Source organism: Litchfieldella rifensis (assembly GCF_042646605.1).
Lineage (GTDB): Bacteria > Pseudomonadota > Gammaproteobacteria > Pseudomonadales > Halomonadaceae > Litchfieldella > Litchfieldella rifensis.
In genome coordinates this window covers 115,077-135,381 of sequence record NZ_JBHRUG010000027.1, presented here as the reverse complement: position 1 = coordinate 135,381, position 20,305 = coordinate 115,077, and the positions used below count along the sequence as shown (strand labels likewise).

Sequence of the window (20,305 nt, the reverse complement as noted above, 5' to 3'; positions counted from 1 at the left end):
CGACTCCGGCATGAAAAGTGGCGCGGCTGTCGTCGCTATCCTCGACGTTTTCTGATAAACCGACAAACGAGTTATTGCCTATTCATGAGATAGAAAAGCGACCACTCCGGAGCCGGCTCATGAACCAACGCTGGCGGCCCGCTCGATAACCGGTCGCCAGGCGGGCTCCACGGCCAAGCCGAACGTCTCGCTCAGCGACCGCTCGATCTCGTCGGCGCTCAGCATCCGCCGTTCCGCCTCGCCTTCGGGCGTGCGTATGGTCAGCCGTCGGTCCGCGAGGGCGTAACGCGCCTCCGGCGTCGTGCGCGCGACGCTCAGGTTATGCCGGAAGTGCGAGGTGGGATGGGTCGCCGTGAACCAGTTCGGCAACTCGTAATCCACCTCGAGCTGCAGTTCCGGCGACAGCTCGTAGAGTGATTGCCACTCCTCGCCGAGGCGCGCCTGGACCAGCCATCCGTCGCCGAAGGGCAGGATGCGATACGTCTCGTGGCCAGTCGGTTGCGGGTCGCCGGTGTCCATGCGCAGTGGCGCCGTCGGCACGCAGCCGCCGAAGCCCACATCGGCCAGCCAGGGCTGGCCATCGACCGAGACCCGCAGCGCCATGTGCGTGCGCGGCTGTGGTGGAGCGCCCGCCGGCGCCATCCAGCGGACGCGCGCGACCAGGCCCTCCACCTGGAAGCCAATGGCCGTCAACACCCGCTTGAACAGGCTGTTGTGCTCGAAGCAGTAGCCGCCTCGGCGTCCCGCGATCAGTTTGGCATCGACCGCAGCCGGCGAGATATCGACGCCGCGGTCCAGCAGGACGTCGAGGTTCTCGAACACGATGGCTGCCGGATGCCGCTCCTGCAAGGCGCGCAGGGTCGCGATCGTCGGCGTCAGCGGCCCGCGATAGCCGATGCGGGCACAATAGGCGTCGAGGTCGACCAGCGTCCGGGGCCCTGTCATCTGGCTCGACACACGCTCGGCCCCGCTCATGCCACCACCTCCGAATAGCTCCTGACGGCGCGGGCGTCACGCAGCGCGTGTGCCCACCAGCCCAGGCGCGACAGCATGGTTGCCATCCCCCGTTCCGCGCGGGCCGGATGCATGAGGCCCCCTTCCGCATCGAACTGCTCCCAGGCATTGGGAAAGCTCACGCTGTCGCGAATGCCGACGGCGTGCAATTCGGCGAATACCGTCCGCAGGTGTTCCACCGCCCTGAGGCCACCGGAAGCCCCTCCATAGGAGACGAACGCCACAGGCTTGGCGTGCCACTCCGCGTTGACGGTATCGATGAGTGCCTTGAGTGCTGCCGGATAGGAATGATTGTACTCGGGGGTTACCACGATGAAGGCGTCGGCCGCTCCAATGCGTTGCCGGAGCGTCAGCCCCTCGACACCGTCGTCAGCGACGTCACGCCGCGCCGCAGGGTCGATGATATCCAGGGCGAACTCGGTTCTGGCGTGGACCTGTGCCACGACCCATCCCGCGACGGTGTCGCAGAAGCGTCCTTCGCGCACGCTACCGTAGATCACCGCGATCCTGATGTTTCCATGCATCTGTCACATCCCCTTCGCTTGCGGTTGGAAGATGCGTCCAGTTATAAGACCTAAAGCAAGCTTGAGGTCAAGGGCATGGAAAACGATCTGTTCTCGATTTTCCCAATGACCGGGGGCATTCGCCTCACATCTCGATACCCGGTTCCTCCTGCTCAGCACGTGGGCGGGGTGTCGGGATATCGGTCGACAGGTCGAGCTCGTGGACCTCGCCAGCCTGCCAATAGCGGAGGCGTGCCTCCTTATCCGAGGGCGTACGGCGTACGAGCTCGAGAAATTTCATCGGGGTTTCCGGCGTCTGGTCATTTACCTCGAGCAACAGTGCACCGGGTTCCATTCCCGCCTGTTCGGCCGGTCCACTTACGCCACTGACCAACACACCGTCCCGGTCCGGCAACTCGAGTGCATCGCGAAGATCGTCCGTGACAGAGATGACGGTCACCCCAAGGGCAGTGACGACTTGTTCATCCAGCCCTTCGTATTCGATCCGTCGCGCGGCATCGAGCACCTGCGGCGCAACGTGGATGGTAGCACCGGAGAACAGGGCCAGCGCGATCGCGTCACTTGGCCGGCTATCGATGCGAACCGGGTTGTCTCGCCCTTCCACTCGCAACTCGAGCATGCCCAGGAAAATATTGTCGACGATGGCATCGACGTAGATCCGCTCCAGGCGCACTTCGACACCGTCGAGCACATCGCTGAGAAGCTCATGCGTCATGGGTCGACGAGGCTGGTCACCACGCAGGCCACGCAGGATGGCACCGGCTTCGATGGGACCGATGAAAATCGGGATCACTTCTTGCGCCCCCGGCCGCCGCAGCAGCACGACGGGCGGACCGGCGGGTCCCGCAATGGCGACGGTCGCGACCTCGACTTCGACCATGTCGTCGATATCGGCGGCAAGCTCACGCCCGGCAGCGACATCCAACCAGCAGAACAGCAGGAGTCCGCTGAGCAAGGGAGCTGAAAGGCGCATGATGGCTGGTACCGACATAGGATGCCTTCATGGTCGGCAATCGACGGTATGTCTATCAGGATGGCACCGTTGTGGGTTGGGTGCCATCGATCATGTTGAATAAGTCGGTGACCCCTCGATGCTGAGCAGGTAATCGCGCAAGCCGGGCAGGAGCCGACGAGCGCATCGCCCACACCAAGCAGGTCGGACCTCGTATCCGCATGATCTTCGGCTATCCTGGCAATCAATGCCGCGCACGGATCGAGGATGTGCCTGTGCTGGATGAACAGGCCGTCAAGCTCGAAGGCATGGCACAATCTTCTCCGGGAGATGCTTCGAGGCATCTCCCGGCGTCCCGGGCATCTCGATCACGGCACAGGAGCCCGACCATGGAGTTTCTCGTCAATCTTGATGTGGACGATCTAGAGCGTGCGATCGACTTTTACGCTGCCGCCTTCGGGCTGCAGGTCGGTCGTCGCCTCGGCGATGAGGCGGTGGAAATGCTCGGCGGTCCGGCGCCGCTCTACCTGCTGGCGAAGGCCGCCGAGTCCCCCGCCTTCGATACCGGCGAACAGCACCGCCATTACGGCCGCCATTGGACACCGGTGCATCTGGACTTTGTGGTCGACGACATCGAGACAGCCGTCGACAAGGCCGTGAACGCCGGTGCGGCACTGGAGCGTCCGATCGCGACGCACGAATGGGGCAAGCTGGCGCTGATGGCCGACCCCTTCGGCCATGGCTTCTGTTTTGTGCAGTTCCTCGGTGAAGGCTACAACGCGATCGCTACGCTGTAGCCGGCATAGACTCGACGCATCAGAAGGCCATCGCTGCGGGAATTCGCTGCACCAGTTCACCGACCTGCCGGCCGCCTTCGATCGCCTCGATCAGGGCCCCTTCGGCAAGGTCGTGGTACGTGTCGGCACATGACACAGCACGTGCTCACGGCAGGAGCGAGGCCGTTGGAATTTCCAAGCTTGTCAGACACCTTGCCGTTGCTCCGTCGCCAGCTTGGCCGCCATTCCGGCCAGCACGGAGGCCATCACATAGCGCTGCACGGCAAGCCATGCCGGGTTGCGCTGGAACCAGCTGGCCATACCTGCTGCCGACAGCGCGATCGCCAGATTGACCGTGAAACTCACGCCGATCTGAGTGAAGCCGAGCACCAGGCTCTGCAGGAAGACGGCGCCGTGCTCGGGGGAGACGAACTGCGGAAAGATGGACAGGTAGAAAACCGCGATCTTCGGGTTGAGCAGGTTGGTCAGGAACCCCATGAGAAACAGCTTCATGGGACGATCCTCCTCGAGCTGGCGCGCCTCGAAGGGCGAACGGGCACCCGGCTTGACGGCTTGCCAGGCCAGGTAGAGGAGATACAGGGCGCCGGCCCATTTGAGCACCTCGTAGGCCAGGGGGATGGCCAGGAATAGAGCGGTGAGGCCAATGGCGGCAGCCAGCATATGCACGAGGAAGCCGGCCAGCACGCCGAACAGTGAAATCACTCCCGCCTTGCGACCTTGGCAGATCGAGCGGGAAATCAGATAGATCATGTTCGGCCCCGGTGTCAGCACCACGATCAAGGCCGCCACAGAAAATAACAGCAGATCACTCATCGGCACCATGGGAACCCTCCTTGAGAGCCGGCGCTTTACTTCATGCCGAGCGTCTGGCCATCAGTGTCCATACTCCGGCTGCCGAAAGCAGCGACCCACTGGCAAGACTGAAACCACGCTGGGCGCGTGGTGATGACAGCGCCTTACGGGCAGAGGCTGCAAACAACGCGTACAGTGTGGCGTTCAGTGTCGCCAACATGACAAAGGTCACGGCCAATCCCCAAAGCTGTGGAGCCGCTGCAGCATGAGGATTGATGAACTGGGGCAGAAAAGCCATGAAGAACACGATGCCCTTGGGATTGAGGGCCGTGACGAGGTAAGTGTTGGCGAAGAGCTTCCAGTGTGATGCCGGCCCCGACGGAGAAGCGAGAACGGCCGGGGCCACACCCGCACGCAGCAGCTTGATGCCCAGGTACAGCAGGTACAAGCCACCGATCCATTTGACCACAGTGAACCAGAAGGCCGATGTCGCCAGCATCGCGCCGAGACCGAGCAGCGACATCCCCAGTGCGGTGGAGTCGCCCAGCGTGACGGCAATGATCAAGGGCAAGCTGGCACGTCGTCCCGAGGACAGGGAATAGCTGATGACGGTGAAAATCGTCGGTCCCGGGATTATCAGCATCACACTCGATGCGGCAACGAAAGCGAACCAGAGTTCGATGGACATGAAGGAGCTCCTCTTGGGGATGGTCGCCGCTGTCCGGTCATGGTGAGCGAACAACGGTGTCAGTTCTGTTATGGCATGCCCTGGCGGCCCATTCTGCTGCTATTCGACACCCCTGACCTTGCGCCTCCGACCGAATAGCGCATCACTTCCGGGGCTCTCCTCACCCCTGGCGAGAGCTCAGCATCCCCACCCCGGCGGCGGTCAGCAGACCTGCGCAAGCCCGGTTGAACACCCGCTTGCGCCCCGGCCGCGAAAACCACTGGCGCAGGTTCAGGCCGACAAAGGCATAGCCGGCGATGGCAATCCATTCCAAAGCCAGAAAGAGGGCCCCCAGCATGGCGAACTGCACGGTGACGTTGCCTGCCGGATCGACGAACTGTGGCAGGAAGGCAGTGAAGATCAAAATCGCCTTCGGATTTCCAGCGGCGACCAGAAACTCCTGTCTAGCCAACTGGAGCAACTGGGCATCGCGATGCTTTCCATCTCCCTCGACGCTGTCTTCCTCTGTGGCATTCCAGAGTGTGAACGCCAACCAGAAGAGATAGAGCGCACCCAGCACCTTGATGACGAGGAAGATGCGTTCGGAGGCATAGAGCACCACGGCGAGGCCGGAGGCCGCCAGTCCAATCATCACCACGAAAGCCATCAGGCGCCCCAGGCCAGCCAGGCACGCGGTCCGGTAGCCGTGGTGCTTGGCGTTCGCCATGGACAGCAGGTTATTGGGTCCGGGCGCCATGTTCAGCGCGAAGCAGGCGGGAATGAACAACAACAGCGTGTACAGCTCCATGGCACCCTTCTCCTAGTTCAGAAATTCGATTCTAGCAGGCGCGAGGTCATAACGCCGCGCCTGTGGGGAAGACATTATGCGCCTGGCAAATGATGGATGAGTCCGACCGATTGATTGTCGAATCCGGACCTTCCAAGACGACTATTTCGTGCAACGACAGCAACAGGAGAACTCCTTATGTCAGCGCACGATGAAATATCCCAACCCGTCGTTTCCCGTGACGAATGGCTCGCCGCCCGCAAGGAGCTACTGGCAAGGGAAAAGGAACTCACCCGCCTGCGCGACGACCTGAATGCCAAGCGCCGCGCCCTGCCATGGGTGAAGGTCGAGAAGGAATACGTCTTCGACACGCTCGAAGGCCGCAAGACGCTCGCCGAGCTGTTCGAGGGTCGCAGCCAGTTGATCGTCCACCACTTCATGTTTGGGCCTGGCTGGGACGCGGGCTGCGTCGGCTGTTCCTTCTCGGCCGATCACATCGAAGGCGCATTGGTGCATCTCGAGCACCATGACGTGAGCCTGGCACGGGTCTCGCGGGCCCCGCTCGCCGAGATCGAGGCCTACCGGCAGCGCATGGGCTGGCGTGTGAAATGGGTCTCCTCACACGACAGCGACTTCAACTACGACTTCCATGTTTCGTTCAGGCCCGAGGAAATCGCCAAGGGCGCGGTCGAGTACAACTACACAACGACCGACGTCTCGATCGAGGATCTATCCGGTCTCAGTGTGTTCTACCGGGACGCCAACGGCGATGTCTTCCATACCTATTCGACCTACGGCCGTGGCGACGAACTCATCGACAGCACCTACATGCTGCTCGACATGACGCCGAAGGGTCGTAACGAAACGGGCCCCCATCACAACCTGATGGACTGGGTGAAACGCCACGACGAATACGAACCGGCAAGATAGGGTGGGCGAGCCACGTCACTGTCGATTCCGAGACCGCCCGAACGACTATCTCCTGAAACGATGACAACAGGAGATAGCGTCATGGCACACAACGAGATTGCACATCCGGAAATCGTTCCCCGCGACGCCTGGCTGGAAGCGCGCAAGCGGTTGCTGGCGAAAGAGAAGACCCTGACTCGCCAGATGGATGCGTTGAACGCCGAGCGTCGCCGGCTGCCGATGGTGAAGCTCGACAAGGACTATGTCTTCGACGGCCCAGACGGCAAGACTCGCCTGCTCGACCTGTTCGAGGGGCGTCGCCAGCTCATCGTCTATCACTTCATGTTCGACCCGGAGTGGGACAAGGGCTGCAGCGGCTGCACGGGGTTCGTGAACACCCAGGGCGATCTCTCGCTGCTGCACGATCGCGATACCAGCTTCGCACTCGTCTCCCGCGCGCCGCTGGCCAAGCTCGAGGCCTACAAGGCCCAACAAGGCTGGCGCTGGCCCTGGGTGTCGTCCCACAGCAGCGACTTCAACTACGACTTCCACGTTACCCTCGACGAGAGCGTTGCCCCGCCCGAATACAATTACCGCAGCAAGGCGGAACTCGCGCAGCGCACGGACGAGTCGCACTTCATGTCGGGCGAATGCCACGGCCTGAGTGTCTTCTTCCGCCTTGGCGACGAGGTCTTCCATAGCTACTCGACCTACGCCCGCGGCTGCGAAAGCCTCACCGATGCCTATGCGCTTCTCGACCGAACCCCATACGGCCGCCAGGAGGATTTCGAAGACTCACCACCAGGCTGGCCCCAGCGGCCGACCTACGGTTAGCCCCCTAGTTAAAAGATTCCACCGGTGTGTCGAACTCGCATGATGCCGCTCGACTAGTGTGTGGAAACCCATTCGGAGGACAAGATCATGCGCCTGAGTACCTATCTCATCTTCAACGGCAACTGCAAGACCGCCTTCCAATTCTACGCACGCTGTCTCGGCGGCAATATCGTGGCAATGCACTCCTATGCCGAAGCCCCGGAAGAGTGCGCCCAGGAGACGCCACCGGAACACCGCGACAAGATCATGCATGCTCGACTGGAGATAGACGGCCAGTGGCTAATGGGCTCCGACATCACGCCACAGTGCCCAGCCCCCTACGAGGCCATCAAGGGCGCCCATATCACGCTCAATATCGACACCCCGGAGGAAGCCGAACGCATCTACCAGGCGCTGGCGGACAACGGCACGGTGCAGATGCCGCTCGAGGAAACCTTCTGGGCCAAGCGGTTCGCCATGCTGACCGACCAATACGGCGTACCTTGGATGATCAACTGCGAGAAGGAGGGGTAACGATGCGCTTCATGATTCTGGTCAAGGCCACCCTGGACTCGGAAGCGGGCGTAATGCCCGAGGACAGGCTGATTGCCGCCATGGCGGACTATCACGAGGAACTGACCAAGGCCGGCGCCCTGCTCGATGCCTCGGGGCTGCAGCCGAGCGCCAAGGGCTGGCGGATCCACTATGACGGTGACAAGCGCAGCGTGACCGATGGCCCCTTCGTCGAAACCAAGGAGCTCGTCGCCGGCTACACCCTCATTCAGGTGAAGTCGAGAGAAGAAGCGCTCGAATGGACGAAGCGCTTCCCCAATCCCGCCGTCGATGGCGGAAGAGCCGAGATCGAGGTGCGCCAGCTGTTCGAACTGGAGGATTTCGGCCCCAGTGAGGCGATCGAACGCTTTCGCGACATGGGCACACTCTAGAGGAGAGCCGCAATGACATACATCGACAGCTTCGTTCTGCCGGTTCCCACGGAGAATTGAGCGCCGCGTCACCGCATCCTTCTTACCTGGACCGGCGAATGAAAAGCCTTAGCGTTCAAGAGATTCGATATCGTCATGATCCACGACGTTCCACTCGCCGCTATTTCGATACAGCCGCTTGCTCTGACGTGGATAGTCGGTAACGTCCTGGGCGAGCCGCTGGCCAACGACCAGGCACACCAGCGGCTCGTCCTCGTCTCACCCGCGCCTCACCTCAGGACTCAGTCACGATATCGTCACGGGTGGTGCCCAGCAGTTCCAGTAGCTCCTGGGACTCACGCTCTGGAACATCGTGCTCGTCGAGTACCCCGACGAAGATCTCGACCATGCGATCCCACTCCTCCGCGGTGATGTTCAGGTGGGCGTGGGATTCCTGCATTCCACGACCGTGGTATTGACAAGGCCCGCCCGTGGCCTCACAGACGAAGGCCGTCACATGGTACTTGAGATAGGCCGCCGGGACTCGTTGGCGCGCCTCGTCGATGGCTGGGTTCTCGTTCAGCTGCGGGTCGGGGATCAGCGCATCCAGGAAATCGCTGACCACCACGCTGATGGACATCAGTCCGCCGAGGCGCTGATAAAGCGACGCCTCCTCGTCGTCCTGCGCGAATGCCAGGGCCGGCATACCCAGGGCGATGACGGTGAACGGCACGATAAGCCACTGCAACATCTTGCGGTTGCCTTTCATGATCTCCCCCTTGCGCCCACTTCGACGGTCTCCCTTGCCGGGCCGCCGGCGATAGCGCCGTTTCATGGTCTAGGTTGGCCGGCACGTCGCGTGCCGGGTATGGGCAGGGACGCAGGTGAAGGCGAAAGGGTTCCCGACCACCTGCCCGTTCGACGGCACCTCTATCTGGCTCATCCCAGAAAACCGCTGGTGAGTCCCGCCGCTGTACCGTCAGGACCTGGATCATCGAGACATTGGGCGAAAAATAGCGATGCCCACGGCGATTGAACTGACCTGGCAATACGCAGTTGGCAATACATGGGGCTTTAGATTTCCAGGCAGATCTTGCCGAAGTGGCGTCCTGCCTCTTCATGGCGGAAGGCGTCGGCGATTTCCTCCAGCGCGAAGCTTCGGTCGATCACCGGGCGCACGTTGCCAGCCTCGAGGGCACGGATCATCTCGACCTGGTGCTGGCGGCTGCCCACGATCAGCCCCTGGAGACGAACCTGCTTGGTCATCAGCTTGGCGGTGGGTACCTCGCCGGCGCGACCGCTCAGCACACCGATCAGCGAGATATGCCCGCCGATGCGCACGGCCTTGATGGACTGCGGCAACGTGCCAGAACCACCGACCTCGACGACATGATCGACGCCGCGCCCGCCGGTGAGCTCCTGCACGCGCGTTCCCCACTCCGGCTCGCGCTTGTAGTTGAGTGTATGATCGGCACCTAGCTTCTCGAGTCGTTCGATCTTGTCGTCGGACGAGGACGTGGCCAATACCCGCGCGCCCATCAGCTTGGCGAACTGCAGGGCGAAGATCGACACACCGCCGGTACCCAACGTCAGCACCGTGTCGCCGGCCTTGAGACCACCATCGACCACCAAGGCGCGCCAGGCAGTGAGCCCCGCCGTGGTCAATGTCGCCGCCTCGACATGACGGTATCCTTTCGGCGCATGCGTGAACCAGGTCGCTGGGCGTACCACCTGCTCGCAGGCATAGCCATCGACGCCATCGCCGGGCACGGTGATGAAGTCGCCTATCCGCGCCGGGCCGTCCAGCCAGGTCGGGAAGAAGGTGGAAACGACCGCATCGCCCACCGCGAACTCCTCGACACCCGGGCCCACGGCCTCGACCACGCCGGCCCCGTCGGACATCGGGATGCGGCCGTCTCCGGTCGGCTTGCTTCCCGAGACGACGCCGTAATCGTGGAAGTTGAGCGAGCTGGCATGGACGCGCACACGAATCTCGCCTGCTCCCGGTTCACCGGGTTCTGGCCGGTCGGCGATCTCGAGACGATCCAATCCACCGGGACTGCGTAGCGTTACGACCTTCATCGGAGCCCTCCTCTTCATCGTTTCCATGTCATCACACTGCCTTGCCAGCATCCCCTAGCGAATGGCAGGACACCGGAAAGCGGAGATGTTCTACGCTTAAGACATGACAGCGGGGCGCCTGATCGCCTCGATGCAGTCCAAGGCAGGACGCATCGACGCATGTGCGGGGTGTCAAGCTGTCCCGGGTGTCGCAACCCCACACGTCAGCAGGAGAAGCCCAATGGGAACCATCGAGACTCTCACCGTTGGCCTGGCCGCTGCAGCTATCCTGGTCATCGCCATCCATGCCGGCGCTGAAGGCAAGCGGCGCCCGATCCGCCAGCAAGTGCGCATCGACGAGCAGGAACGCACCGCCCATCGGGATCGCCTCAATCGGCGGTAAGCGTCAGACGCATGGCGACACGCTCGCGTAGGCCGCGGCGTGCTTCCTCTCGCAGCAAGCGTGCCAGGTCCACGCTGAGTTCGCTTCGTGTCAGCCGCTGGAATCCCAACCGTTCATAGAAAGGGGCATTCCACGGCAGATTGGCGAAGGTGGTCAGTGTGAGTGCCGGAAAGCCCCTGGCGGCGGCCCATTCCGCCGCTCGTTTCACCAGCGCCCGTCCCAGCCCCCGGCATTGGTGGTCGGGATGTACGTCGAGTTCACTCAGAAAGGCGACGTCGCCCCACTCGCGGGCGATGACGAATCCGACCGGCGCCCTATCCGGCGCCAGTGCCACCCATAGCCGCCCCTCGCGCTGGGCAGCGGCAAGCATCTTCATGGGCAATACACTCTCGCGCAGTGCCTGGGGAATCACCCAAGCCGGGAACAGCTCTGCCGCTGCACGTTCGATGGCCTGCAATGTCGGCAGGTGTGCCACCTGCGCCGGCTCGATACGATAGCCTTTGCTTTCCATACGGTTGCGGTACCGTCTCTTCTTGCCCCGCCAACCGGCTCGGCCGCACTTGCTTACGGCGTATTAACAAAGGCGACCACCGGCACCGGCTACTGGTCCTGATACGGCAGGGCCCACACCTTCTCCGGCTCATGGCGCTGGAGGATCGTCTCCACTTGATGCTGGATATCCTCCGGAACGATCACCTTGAGTTGGTTGGTCTCCTTGTCCAGGAACAGCTTTTCCCGGTCAATCCCTTCGGATACCAATTCGTCGAACGCATTGGTGGCCTTGAGGATGTTGCCATAGCTGGCAGTTACGGTCTGGGTCATGGTGTCCTCCGACGAGCAGGGATGAGGGAGGGTCGCTACCTGATCATGCCTCCTCTTCCTTCTGTGGCCGATACTCCTGCATCAATCGCCGCTGGACGTTGTCGGGCGATGGTTCGTAGTGGCTGAACTGCAGCGTGTAGGTGCCGGAACCGCCGGTCATGGCATTGAGACGGTTGGGGTAGTCCGCCACTTCGGCCAGCGGCACTACCGCCTGGATGCTGACCTGATCGCTCATGGAGCGGGTATCCTGGATACGCCCACGGCTCGCCGAGAGATCGGCCGTGATATCCCCCATCGCCGTGCCCGGAGCCTCGACCACCAGCTCCGCCATGGGCTCCAGCACGATGGGTCCGGCCTTGTGCACGGCATCCAGGAAGGCCTTGCGACCGGCGATGATGAAGGCGATTTCCTTGGAATCCACCGGATGGGTCTTGCCATCGTGGACGGTGACCCGGACGTCCTGCAACGGATAGCCGGCGATCGCCCCGCTCGCCATGGCCTGGCGGACGCCCTTTTCCACCGCCGGCAGCAACGAGCCTGGAATGACGCCGCCGCGGATCGTATCCACGAACTCGAACCCGGCGCCGCGCGGCAGAGGTTCCACGCGCAGGAACACCTCGCCGAATTGGCCGGCCCCGCCGGTCTGTTTCTTGTGGCGGCAGTGCCCCTCGGCAGCTCCGGTGATGGTCTCCCGATAGGCAATGGAAGGCGGGCTGGTCTCGACCTCCACGCGGAAGCGCTCATTCAAACGCTCCAGGGCCATGCGCAGGTGCAGCTCGCCTAGTCCGCGCAGCACCGTCTCCTGGGTGGCGGGATCCTGTTCCACCCGTAACCCCGGGTCCTCCTCGACCATCTTCGCCAGTGCTTCCCAGAGCTTCTGCTCGTCGCCGTGGCGCGTCGCCTGGATCGCCAAGCCGAACACCGGGGCGGGCAACTCCACGGGACGCAGGTGGATATGGTCCTCGTCATGGGAATCGTGCAGCACGGTATCGAAGGTCACCTCGTCCACCTTGGCCAGGGCGCAGATCTCGCCGGGGCCGCAACGCGCCACGTCCAAGTGCTGTCGCCCCTGGAGGCGAAACAGGTTACCCACCCGAAACGGCTTGCGGGCATCGCCCGCAAATAGCCGGGTATCGCGGGTGACGGTGCCCTGGTGGACGCGGAACACCGCCATCTTGCCGAGGAAGGGATCGTGCTCGATCTTGACCACATGCGCCAGCACGTGGGCATCGGGATCCGGACGAGCCTGGTATTCGCGGGTGCCCTCGGCGTCCTGGCGCAGAAAGGGCGGCGGGTTGCCCTCCAGCGGGTTGGGCATCAGCCGCGAGAAGATCTCCAGCAACTCGCGTACGCCGGCGCCGGTGGTGGCCGAGGTAAAACAAACGGGCACCAAGTGCCCGTTGCGCAATGCCGCCTCAAAAGGCTCGTGCAACTGCTCCGGATCGAGCTCCTCGCCCTGTTCCAGATACAACGCCATCAGTTCCTCGTCCAGCTCCACCACCTGGTCGACCAGCATCTCGTGAGTTTCGGCGACGGAGGAAAAATCCGCTTCGCCGTCGGGGGCGAAGAAGCAGTCCGAGACTCGCTGCGCACCTGCCGCCGGCAGGTTGAGCGGCAGGCATTGCGGGCCGAAGGTGGTGCGGATCTCGTCCAGCAGCGCGGCTAGCCCGGCAGGCGCGGCATCGATCTGGTTGACGACGATCAGCCGACACAGCCCTCGTGCCTCGGCCCACTGCATCATCCGCCGGGTGGCGGCATCGATACCACTGCGGGCATTGACCACCACCGCCACCGTCTCCACGGCGGGCAGGATCGACAGGGCGGCGCCCTGAAAATCGGCAAAGCCGGGCGTGTCGATGAGATCGATCCACGCCTCCCCCCACTCGACCCCCATCACCGAGGCGGTGATGGAATGCTGTAGTGCCTTCTCCTGAGGGGCGGTGTCGCTGATCGTGGAGCCCTTCTCCACACTGCCGGCACCATTCACGACACCGGCCGTCGCCAACAAGGCCTCGGCCAGAGTCGTCTTGCCTGCGCCGGCCGAGCCGGTCAGCGCAATATTGCGGATACGCTCAGGGGATCGTGCGGACATGGTTTTTCCCCGATGCTGTTGGCGTGCCATCAAGAACTGGTTTCCTAGAAAAGGGTAGCAGGCGCGGGGAAAGTTAGCGGTGCACTTGGCGACAGATTTATTGCCTTCGAGATCACAGGGGCCGCGATTCAGGTCCACCGGCTACCGGATGAAGCCTCTTCGGTCGTGACCGCTGCCAGGCTGGAGCAGAGGCGCACGACGATGGCCATCGAAGTGGTGCGGGTGCATACCATGATCCTTCTCATGTGGCCGCCACTTGGACGGATGTCCAGGCCATACCCTGTGCTCGATGCGCGCGCCACCGATGGAATGCCTCTCTTGAGGCCAGATGACGACAGTCCCTCGGGAATGTATGCCGTCAGCGTCGTCCCACCCTCGCGTACCGAAGTGGTCGACACCGAAACGTGGCGACCGATGCCGCTCACGATCGAATCCATGGGGAGTGACACCCATCCGCTGTACGTCACTGTGACGGGAACTGGTGCTCCAGACACGGTGAGTCTTCCCATCACGGTGCAGACGGTGACTCATGCCCGGAGTCGTACCGAAGCGCACCGTATCATGTCCAATACCATGCCCATGCCGCACGCCAGGGTGCCCGCGAAAGATGATGACCCCATGGCGCCGCTCGAAGCCGCCTCCCACGACACTGATTTGCACTCCGGGTACCGACACTACCCGGTCACCGGCAGGGAGCACGATTGGTGCCAGCACCTGACCGGACTCGGCGTCGCGTAATGGCAGTTCGCGCTCATGAGCGGACAAGGGAGATGTCCAGACCAACAGACCCAGCAGGAGAGCAAGAACAGGCCTGACGAGAACGTTCATGGGGCACTTCTCCCCGGTGGGCAGGCTTGATCGGGGGAGAACCGTACCACTCATTCTCACATCAAGCATGCACGCCGTATTTCTTCATCCGAGGCGAGGAGCAACCACATATGATGCTCTGTTTGAATAGGACGCCACGCCTCGCGCATCGTTCCCACATCACGCCGTGTGAGATGTCCGGCTTTCCGGGGACAGTGGACGGTAGCCGGGACCGCGCCGCAACTGTTCCGTCACCTGCCACAGGGTCGCGGCGGACAGCGGCTCCAGCGCGTGGACGTCGCCATTCTGCAGCACGGCCTCCGGCACACCATCGCGATAGAGCAGACGATTGCCCGCTACCGCCGGCAGGCGTGAACCCGGGGTCAGAACTCCCAGCAGGTTGAGCGGGTCGGCGGCCGACACCACCACCCGGGTCTCGTCCGGGTCGCGCTTGCGCATGGCCTTGAGCGCGCCCACCGCCTCCGGCAACGCGAACTGCTCGCCCGAGAACTGCTGCACGAAGCGTCCGCCGCGGATCTCGCCACGCGCCTCCAGACGACGATAGACATACAGCAGTTCGCGCCAGGGCGGCAACGCCGGCTCGCGCTCCAGCACGCGTCGGAACACTACGCCATAACGGTGCAGCAAGACCCAGGCGATATGCTCCAGGCTGTCGATGTCGGTGGTGATCCGCCGTCGCTCCGTAGTTTCTTCGCGCTCCGACGCCGGCAGCCAGGACCAGCGTCCCGCGGCGTCCACCCCCGGCGCCTGGCGACGGCGGCGCCGACCACCCGCACCGATCGGCGGGCGCTTGTGGGCGGGGGCGATCAAGGCGCGCAGCCCGTTGAAGGTGTCCGAGGTCACCAGCCCCCAGGCGGCCAGCTCGCCCAACGCTTCCTCCACCTGGGTACGTAGCATCCGCGTGGGCGCCAGCAGGTCGGCAAAGAACATCGCCCCGCTGGCCTGCAGCGCCTCGAGCACCCGACGGGCGCCAGCGGACAGCGGCAGCGCTTCGGGATCCGGACCCGGTGTCGCCGCCCGCCAGTCGCCCAAGGCCTCCCGGGTCACCAGCGCGATCGGCGTGTTGCGCAGCGGTCCCGGCCGCTGGCGCTCGTCATCCGCCGCCACGCGCGGCGCCACCAGGCGCAGCCACACGAAACGGCCACTGGCGAGCAACTGGTCCAGCAGATAGGTTGCATAGGCCGCGACACGCGACGGCAGCACATCCTGCTCCCAGGCGCCCGCCGCGACCGGGAAGCCTTCCAGGCGCTCCACCGCCGCGGCCAGGGCTTCCACCCCCTCTGGCCGGTCCGTCAGGCCATGCCAGTCGAACAGGAAGCGCAGGTAGTGCTGGACGCTGACGGGTTCGATCTCCGCGCGCCGACGGTCGACGGCGTAGCGGTGCATCCGCGCCAGTAGGCGGCGTTCGCACCACTCGACCTCGCTGGTGGTCGCCGCAAAATTCCCCTGGAGCACGAATCCTTCGGCCTCCAGCCGCGCCAATGCCGCCATGGTCCGTTCGAGCGGAATACCCAACGGGGCGGCAAGCGCCGTGGCAGTCGTCGGGCCGAGCGCTTCCAGCCGCGAGCGCAGTACCTCGATCAGCGCCTCGTCGGTGTTGGCGGGTGCCGGCCCCACCGCTTCGACGGTCGGGTCGAGCGTTGCGCGTGGCTGGATTTCACGCAGCTCGGCCAGCCGTTCCGCGGCAACCCACAGCTGTTCGCCTTCCGGAACGACAACAGCCGTCGCGCGCCACGCCACGACCAACCCCTCGAACCAGTGCCGCCACTGCGCTCCCTCGGCAGCGGTGAGGAACCCGCTCAGCACCAAGGCGTCGTGGAGTTCGTCGGCATCGCGCGGTTGCGGCCAGGCCTCGTCACGCACGCGGCGAATGACCTCGGGGTCGTAACGTGACGACGCCGCCACATCCGCCACGTCCAGCGCATCGCCGCCGGTGCGCACGCTGAGGGTGCGCCGCTCCTCCTGGGCACCGTCGTCGAGAAAGGCATAGGGCCGCGCATTGACCACCTCCTCCGCCAGCGGCGACGGCACGGCGAGATCGCGGCCGCTCACCGCGATGTCCCTCTGCTCCAGCCGTTCGAGCAGGCGTTCCAGCCCGGCCACGTCCATGGCTTCCGTCAGGCAGTCGTGCAGGGTCTGGGCGACCAGCGGGTGATCGGGGATCTCGCGCGCCCCGGCCAGGTTCTCGGCACAGGCCAACTGGTCGGGGAACACCACCGACAACAGGTCTTCGGCATCCTGTCGCTGCAACTGGGGCGGACGCCGGCGACCGTTGCGGGTGCGCGGCACCGCCAGGCCGATCGAGGCATTCCAGCGCCAGCGCATGCCGAACATCGGCGCATCGAGCAGCGCCTGGATCAGCACCTCGCGCACCGTCTTGCGATTCAGGTAGTGCCATACCTCGTCGAGCGGAAAGCTGTGGGTGGAGCCCAGCGACAGCACGATGCTGTCCTCCAGCGCGGCCGCCTGCAGCTCGAAGTTGAACTTGCGGCAGAAGCGCTTGCGCAGGGCCAGGCCCCAGGCACGATTGAGCCGCGAGCCAAACGGCGCGTGCAGCACCAGGTGCATATCGCCGGCCTCGTCGAAGAAACGCTCGAGCACCAGGTGCGCCTGGCTGGGTACCACGCCCAGCGCCGCCCGCGCCCGGGCGAGATAGGACGCGAGTTGTTCGGCCGCCGCGACGGAAAGCCCATAGGCCGTTTCCAGCCACGCCCGCGCCGCCGGCTCTTCTCCTTGTGCCAGTTGCCGGTCGATGCCGGCCCGCAGACGCGACACCGCCTGGGACAACTCCTCGGTGCGCGCCGGCGCCTCGCCGAACCAGAAGGGGATGCTGGGTGGCGCGCCCTTGGCGTCCTCGACGAACACCCGCCCGGTCGCCACCTTGAGAATCCGGTAGCCCTGGTTGCCGAGCTGGAAGACGTCGCCGGGCATGCTCTCGAAGGCGAAATCCTCGTTGACCGTCCCGACCCGGAGTTCCTCCGGCTGCAGCATCACGTCATAGTCGAATTGATCGGGGATGGCACCACCGTTGGTCAGCGCCACCAGTCGCGCGGCTCGCCGCGGCCGCAGGCGACCGTTGACCCGATCGCGGTGCAGGTAGGCACCACGCCGTCCACGCCGCGTGGTGTAGCCGTCGGCGAGCATCTGCAATACCGCGTCGAAGCTCTCCCGAGGCAGGGCGCGATAAGGCCACGCTGCCGTCAGGCGCTGGAACAGCGTGTCTTCGTCGCACTCCTCCGCGCCGGCGACCTCGGCCACCACCTGCTGGGCCAGCACATCCAGTGGGCCCTGGGGGATATGCAGACGATCCAGCTCGCCTTCTTTTACGGCCCCCATCAACGCCGTGCACTCCAGCAGGTCGTCGCGGGTCAGCGGGAACAGGCGGCCCTTGGGCAGCCGGCCGACACCGTGGCCGGAACGCCCCACCCGCTGCAGGAAGGCGGCCATCGAACGCGGTGATCCGAGCTGGCAAACCAGGTCGACCTCGCCGATATCGATGCCCAGCTCCAGCGAGGCGGTGGCCACCAAGGCGCGCAATTCCCCGCGCTTGAGACGCTGCTCCGCCTCCAGGCGATGCTCGCGGGCCAGGCTGCCATGATGCGAGGTCACCGCTTCCTCGCCCAGGCGGTCGGCCAAGTGGCGCGCCGCTCGCTCGCAGACCCGCCGCGTGTTGGCGAAGATCAGCGTGGTGCGGTGCTCCTCCACCAGCACCGCCAGGCGATCGTAGATCTCTTCCCAGACCTCGTTGGCCATCACCGCGCTCAAGGGCGAGCCGGGCACCTCGATGGCCAGGTCGCGCTCGCGCATGTGACCGGTGTCGATCACCGTGCAGTCGGTACCGCCGGTGAGGAAGGCGGCGACGTCTTCCACCGGCTTCTGGGTGGCGGAAAGCCCGATGCGCTGCGGCGGTTCGTCGCTCAGGGCGGCCAGACGCTCCAGCGACAACGCCAGGTGGGAGCCGCGCTTGGTGCCGGCGACGGCATGGATCTCGTCGACGATCACCGAGCGCACGCTACGCAGCATGCGCCGGCCCGACGCCGACGTGAGCAGGATGTAGAGCGATTCCGGCGTGGTCACCACGATATGCGGCGGCCGCTTGCGCATGCGCTCGCGGTCCGAGGACGAGGTGTCGCCGGTGCGCACCCAGGCACGGATCTCCGGCTCGGGCAGGCCACGTTCCGCCAACTCCGCACCGATGCCCACCAACGGAGCCTGCAGGTTGCGCTGGATATCGTTGGACAGCGCCCGCAGCGGCGATACATAGAGCACCGCCGTCTCGTCGGGCAACGCCTCTTCCAGGGCGCGACGCACCAGGCCATCGATGGCCGCCAGGAAGGCCGCCAGGGTCTTGCCGGAACCGGTGGGGGCGGCGATCAGCACGTGGCCGCCGTCGCCGATCGCCGGCCAGGCACGGGCCTGAACCTCGGCAGGCACACCGATATCATGCTGGAACCAGGCCATTACGGCGGGATGAAAGGCGTTGAGCGGCATGGTGGCCCCCTGTTTTCAGACGCCTTAGGGCATATCTCCTGACACAGCGCTTGCGAAAAAGGGTCGATTGACAGCATAAACCGCCAAACCTACACCTTAAATCATATCGGAGCATCCGCGGGGCAGCGCGAACTCTGCCTATTCACCCACTCGGAGGAGCACATCATGGCGCGACAACGGGCGTTATGTCGGAGCCTCGCGGTTGCCGCTACGTCGCTGGCGGCAGTCGTCGCACTGGCCGGTCCGGAGAAGGTGGCGTTCCCGGAGAACTACGCCGGGACTTTCGTCCGCTATACGACGGTGGACAAGCCGGAGCGTGATCCCCCCATCATACGCTTCATGTACATCAACACCGACGCCTTGGCGGCGGCGCAACCGAACGAGCCCCTGCCGCACGGAACCGTCGTGGTCATGGAAGATCACGAGGCGGAACTGGCGGATGACGGCAAGCCGGTGCGGGACACAAATGGGCGTTTCATCCCCACGGATGAGATAACCAACGTTTTCGTGCAGGAAAAGCAACAAGGCTGGGGGGCCGAATATCCGGAAGAGAAGCGTAATGGTGAATGGGAGTACGCCTGGTTCCAACCCGACGGAACACGACAGGCCGACCAAAGCATGGATTCCTGCTTCGAGTGCCATCAGCAGGTCGCGGATCAGGATTTCACCTTTACGACCTGGCCGTTCGTCACGCGCATCAAGAGCGAGTAGCCCGGCCGCGCATGCCGCCACTCCCGGTGACGGCAAGGGGCAGCACACCGTTGCGCTGCTCGCGAGCCGGTCCGGCGCCAGCGGGTAGCCAAGGGATCACTGGGTCAGCGGCGCCAGCAACTCCGACAGGAAACGCTGCACCAGCCGCGGCTCGAGCCAGACCATGAAGGCAATCCCCCAGGCCCCGCCCCACAGGTGGGCAGCGTGATTGATATTGCTTTGCCCGCGCCGTGCCGCCCAGATCGAGTACGCCACATACACCGCCGCGAAGACGATGGCCGGCACCGGCACGACGAACACCAGCAGCATCGCCCATGGCTGCAGCAGGATATAGGCGAAAAGCATGGCGGAAACCGCGCCGGAAGCCCCCAGGCTGCGATAGCAAGTATCCCGCCGGTGGCGAAAGTGGCTGGGCAGTATCGCGATCACGATGCCGGCCAGGTAGAAGAGCACGAAGCCGATGGTTCCGATGGGCGGGGTCAGTACCTGCTCCATCACCGACCCGAAGAAGTACAGGGTGACCATGTTGAACAGCAGATGAGCGCCATCGGCATGGATGAAGCCATGGCTGAGCAGTCGCCACCACTGGCCACGGCCCACCCCGGGCGGCCAGTAGATCAGGGCATCGAGCAGCCGCGGTTGCTGCCAGGCCAGCAGGGAGATGACAACGGTGATTGCGATGATTCCGAGGGTGATGCTCATCGGAGCGGCTCCCAGAG

Annotated in this window: 21 protein-coding genes; 8 read left to right on the top strand and 13 right to left on the bottom strand. The window is 64.2% G+C overall.

Features of this window, described 5'->3' with window-relative positions:
- Positions 1–117: 117 nt before the first annotated feature.
- From ACFOEV_RS13205 to ACFOEV_RS13195, 3 genes are all read right to left on the bottom strand, one after another.
- Positions 118–975, bottom strand: a complete 858-nt coding sequence (locus ACFOEV_RS13205) for an arylamine N-acetyltransferase family protein (protein ID WP_386774666.1) — start codon at positions 973–975, stop codon at positions 118–120.
- Positions 972–1,538 (bottom strand): NADPH-dependent FMN reductase, encoded by a 567-nt coding sequence (locus ACFOEV_RS13200; RefSeq protein WP_386774664.1) that lies wholly within the window; start codon positions 1,536–1,538, stop codon positions 972–974. The genes ACFOEV_RS13205 and ACFOEV_RS13200 overlap by 4 nt, the downstream gene beginning before the upstream one ends.
- 124 nt (positions 1,539–1,662) lie before the next feature.
- Positions 1,663–2,529: a bifunctional nuclease domain-containing protein gene (locus ACFOEV_RS13195; RefSeq protein WP_386774662.1), complete on the bottom strand. Its 867-nt coding sequence runs from the start codon at positions 2,527–2,529 to the stop codon at positions 1,663–1,665.
- Between the two features lie 350 nt (positions 2,530–2,879).
- On the opposite strand from ACFOEV_RS13195, the gene ACFOEV_RS13190 reads away from it, so the two are divergent.
- Positions 2,880–3,287, top strand: a complete 408-nt coding sequence (locus ACFOEV_RS13190; protein WP_386774660.1) for a VOC family protein — start codon at positions 2,880–2,882, stop codon at positions 3,285–3,287.
- Between the two features lie 183 nt (positions 3,288–3,470).
- Here the strand turns inward: ACFOEV_RS13190 and ACFOEV_RS13185 are convergent, their stop codons facing one another.
- The 3 genes from ACFOEV_RS13185 to ACFOEV_RS13175 form a co-directional block, all read right to left on the bottom strand.
- Complete coding sequence (locus tag ACFOEV_RS13185) at positions 3,471–4,109, bottom strand: LysE family translocator (RefSeq protein WP_386774658.1); 639 nt, start codon at positions 4,107–4,109, stop codon at positions 3,471–3,473.
- 31 nt (positions 4,110–4,140) lie between these two features.
- Positions 4,141–4,767 (bottom strand): LysE family translocator, encoded by a 627-nt coding sequence (locus ACFOEV_RS13180; protein ID WP_386774656.1) that lies wholly within the window; start codon positions 4,765–4,767, stop codon positions 4,141–4,143.
- A gap of 160 nt (positions 4,768–4,927) precedes the next feature.
- A complete protein-coding gene (locus tag ACFOEV_RS13175; protein WP_386774654.1) occupies positions 4,928–5,554 on the bottom strand; it encodes a LysE family translocator in 627 nt (208 codons plus the stop codon).
- A 177-nt stretch (positions 5,555–5,731) separates the two neighbouring features.
- Between ACFOEV_RS13175 and ACFOEV_RS13170 the strand changes: the two genes are divergently transcribed.
- The 4 genes from ACFOEV_RS13170 to ACFOEV_RS13155 all read left to right on the top strand — a co-directional run bounded on the left by ACFOEV_RS13170 (position 5,732) and on the right by ACFOEV_RS13155 (position 8,199).
- Positions 5,732–6,463 (top strand): DUF899 domain-containing protein, encoded by a 732-nt coding sequence (locus ACFOEV_RS13170; protein WP_386774652.1) that lies wholly within the window; start codon positions 5,732–5,734, stop codon positions 6,461–6,463.
- An 81-nt stretch (positions 6,464–6,544) separates the two neighbouring features.
- A complete protein-coding gene (locus ACFOEV_RS13165) occupies positions 6,545–7,276 on the top strand; it encodes a DUF899 domain-containing protein (protein ID WP_386774650.1) in 732 nt (243 codons plus the stop codon).
- An 87-nt stretch (positions 7,277–7,363) separates the two neighbouring features.
- Positions 7,364–7,789, top strand: coding sequence for a VOC family protein (locus ACFOEV_RS13160; protein ID WP_386774648.1), 426 nt, complete (start codon positions 7,364–7,366; stop codon positions 7,787–7,789).
- 2 nt (positions 7,790–7,791) lie between these two features.
- Positions 7,792–8,199 (top strand): YciI family protein, encoded by a 408-nt coding sequence (locus ACFOEV_RS13155; RefSeq protein WP_386774646.1) that lies wholly within the window; start codon positions 7,792–7,794, stop codon positions 8,197–8,199.
- Positions 8,200–8,473: 274 nt separating this feature from the next.
- Here the strand turns inward: ACFOEV_RS13155 and ACFOEV_RS13150 are convergent, their stop codons facing one another.
- Together ACFOEV_RS13150 and ACFOEV_RS13145 are read right to left on the bottom strand one after the other, a co-directional pair.
- On the bottom strand, positions 8,474–8,947 hold the full coding sequence (locus tag ACFOEV_RS13150; protein WP_386774644.1) for a group I truncated hemoglobin: 474 nt from the start codon (positions 8,945–8,947) through the stop codon (positions 8,474–8,476).
- A 305-nt stretch (positions 8,948–9,252) separates the two neighbouring features.
- Positions 9,253–10,260, bottom strand: coding sequence for a zinc-dependent alcohol dehydrogenase family protein (locus ACFOEV_RS13145; protein ID WP_386774642.1), 1,008 nt, complete (start codon positions 10,258–10,260; stop codon positions 9,253–9,255).
- Positions 10,261–10,480: 220 nt separating this feature from the next.
- Here ACFOEV_RS13145 and ACFOEV_RS13140 point away from each other — a divergent pair, with 220 nt between their 5' ends.
- Positions 10,481–10,642, top strand: coding sequence for a hypothetical protein (locus ACFOEV_RS13140; RefSeq protein ID WP_386774640.1), 162 nt, complete (start codon positions 10,481–10,483; stop codon positions 10,640–10,642).
- Here ACFOEV_RS13140 and ACFOEV_RS13135 read toward each other — a convergent pair.
- From ACFOEV_RS13135 to fusA, 3 genes are all read right to left on the bottom strand, one after another.
- Positions 10,629–11,153, bottom strand: a complete 525-nt coding sequence (locus ACFOEV_RS13135) for a GNAT family N-acetyltransferase (protein ID WP_386774638.1) — start codon at positions 11,151–11,153, stop codon at positions 10,629–10,631. The two genes, ACFOEV_RS13140 and ACFOEV_RS13135, sit on opposite strands and share 14 nt — an antisense overlap.
- A gap of 89 nt (positions 11,154–11,242) precedes the next feature.
- Entirely contained in the window at positions 11,243–11,464 is a 222-nt protein-coding gene (locus tag ACFOEV_RS13130) for a hypothetical protein (RefSeq protein ID WP_386774636.1), read from the bottom strand.
- 43 nt (positions 11,465–11,507) lie between these two features.
- Positions 11,508–13,556, bottom strand: coding sequence for an elongation factor G (gene fusA, locus ACFOEV_RS13125; RefSeq protein ID WP_386774634.1), 2,049 nt, complete (start codon positions 13,554–13,556; stop codon positions 11,508–11,510).
- Between the two features lie 201 nt (positions 13,557–13,757).
- Here fusA and ACFOEV_RS13120 point away from each other — a divergent pair, with 201 nt between their 5' ends.
- Positions 13,758–14,294 carry a hypothetical protein gene (locus tag ACFOEV_RS13120; protein WP_386774632.1) on the top strand — a complete coding sequence of 179 codons (537 nt, stop codon included), beginning with the start codon at positions 13,758–13,760 and terminating at the stop codon, positions 14,292–14,294.
- Between the two features lie 249 nt (positions 14,295–14,543).
- Here the strand turns inward: ACFOEV_RS13120 and ACFOEV_RS13115 are convergent, their stop codons facing one another.
- On the bottom strand, positions 14,544–18,875 hold the full coding sequence (locus tag ACFOEV_RS13115) for a DEAD/DEAH box helicase (RefSeq protein ID WP_386774630.1): 4,332 nt from the start codon (positions 18,873–18,875) through the stop codon (positions 14,544–14,546).
- Positions 18,876–19,040: 165 nt separating this feature from the next.
- On the opposite strand from ACFOEV_RS13115, the gene ACFOEV_RS13110 reads away from it, so the two are divergent.
- On the top strand, positions 19,041–19,586 hold the full coding sequence (locus tag ACFOEV_RS13110; protein ID WP_386774628.1) for a cytochrome P460 family protein: 546 nt from the start codon (positions 19,041–19,043) through the stop codon (positions 19,584–19,586).
- A 96-nt stretch (positions 19,587–19,682) separates the two neighbouring features.
- Here ACFOEV_RS13110 and ACFOEV_RS13105 read toward each other — a convergent pair whose 3' ends face one another.
- Positions 19,683–20,288 (bottom strand): rhomboid family intramembrane serine protease, encoded by a 606-nt coding sequence (locus ACFOEV_RS13105; RefSeq protein WP_386774626.1) that lies wholly within the window; start codon positions 20,286–20,288, stop codon positions 19,683–19,685.
- Positions 20,289–20,305: the final 17 nt, after the last annotated feature.

Coding starts and splice junctions, on each gene's coding strand:
- ACFOEV_RS13155 (WP_386774646.1), top strand. CDS start 7,792: ATGCGCTTCATGATTCTGGTCAAGGCCACCCTGGACTCGGAAGCGGGC.
- fusA (WP_386774634.1), bottom strand. CDS start 13,556: ATGTCCGCACGATCCCCTGAGCGTATCCGCAATATTGCGCTGACCGGC.
- ACFOEV_RS13190 (WP_386774660.1), top strand. CDS start 2,880: ATGGAGTTTCTCGTCAATCTTGATGTGGACGATCTAGAGCGTGCGATC.
- ACFOEV_RS13195 (WP_386774662.1), bottom strand. CDS start 2,529: ATGTCGGTACCAGCCATCATGCGCCTTTCAGCTCCCTTGCTCAGCGGA.
- ACFOEV_RS13130 (WP_386774636.1), bottom strand. CDS start 11,464: ATGACCCAGACCGTAACTGCCAGCTATGGCAACATCCTCAAGGCCACC.
- ACFOEV_RS13170 (WP_386774652.1), top strand. CDS start 5,732: ATGTCAGCGCACGATGAAATATCCCAACCCGTCGTTTCCCGTGACGAA.
- ACFOEV_RS13180 (WP_386774656.1), bottom strand. CDS start 4,767: ATGTCCATCGAACTCTGGTTCGCTTTCGTTGCCGCATCGAGTGTGATG.
- ACFOEV_RS13200 (WP_386774664.1), bottom strand. CDS start 1,538: ATGCATGGAAACATCAGGATCGCGGTGATCTACGGTAGCGTGCGCGAA.
- ACFOEV_RS13135 (WP_386774638.1), bottom strand. CDS start 11,153: ATGGAAAGCAAAGGCTATCGTATCGAGCCGGCGCAGGTGGCACACCTG.
- ACFOEV_RS13185 (WP_386774658.1), bottom strand. CDS start 4,109: ATGGTGCCGATGAGTGATCTGCTGTTATTTTCTGTGGCGGCCTTGATC.
- ACFOEV_RS13160 (WP_386774648.1), top strand. CDS start 7,364: ATGCGCCTGAGTACCTATCTCATCTTCAACGGCAACTGCAAGACCGCC.
- ACFOEV_RS13110 (WP_386774628.1), top strand. CDS start 19,041: ATGGCGCGACAACGGGCGTTATGTCGGAGCCTCGCGGTTGCCGCTACG.
- ACFOEV_RS13105 (WP_386774626.1), bottom strand. CDS start 20,288: ATGAGCATCACCCTCGGAATCATCGCAATCACCGTTGTCATCTCCCTG.
- ACFOEV_RS13140 (WP_386774640.1), top strand. CDS start 10,481: ATGGGAACCATCGAGACTCTCACCGTTGGCCTGGCCGCTGCAGCTATC.
- ACFOEV_RS13205 (WP_386774666.1), bottom strand. CDS start 975: ATGAGCGGGGCCGAGCGTGTGTCGAGCCAGATGACAGGGCCCCGGACG.
- ACFOEV_RS13165 (WP_386774650.1), top strand. CDS start 6,545: ATGGCACACAACGAGATTGCACATCCGGAAATCGTTCCCCGCGACGCC.
- ACFOEV_RS13120 (WP_386774632.1), top strand. CDS start 13,758: ATGGCCATCGAAGTGGTGCGGGTGCATACCATGATCCTTCTCATGTGG.
- ACFOEV_RS13175 (WP_386774654.1), bottom strand. CDS start 5,554: ATGGAGCTGTACACGCTGTTGTTGTTCATTCCCGCCTGCTTCGCGCTG.
- ACFOEV_RS13115 (WP_386774630.1), bottom strand. CDS start 18,875: ATGCCGCTCAACGCCTTTCATCCCGCCGTAATGGCCTGGTTCCAGCAT.
- ACFOEV_RS13145 (WP_386774642.1), bottom strand. CDS start 10,260: ATGAAGGTCGTAACGCTACGCAGTCCCGGTGGATTGGATCGTCTCGAG.
- ACFOEV_RS13150 (WP_386774644.1), bottom strand. CDS start 8,947: ATGAAAGGCAACCGCAAGATGTTGCAGTGGCTTATCGTGCCGTTCACC.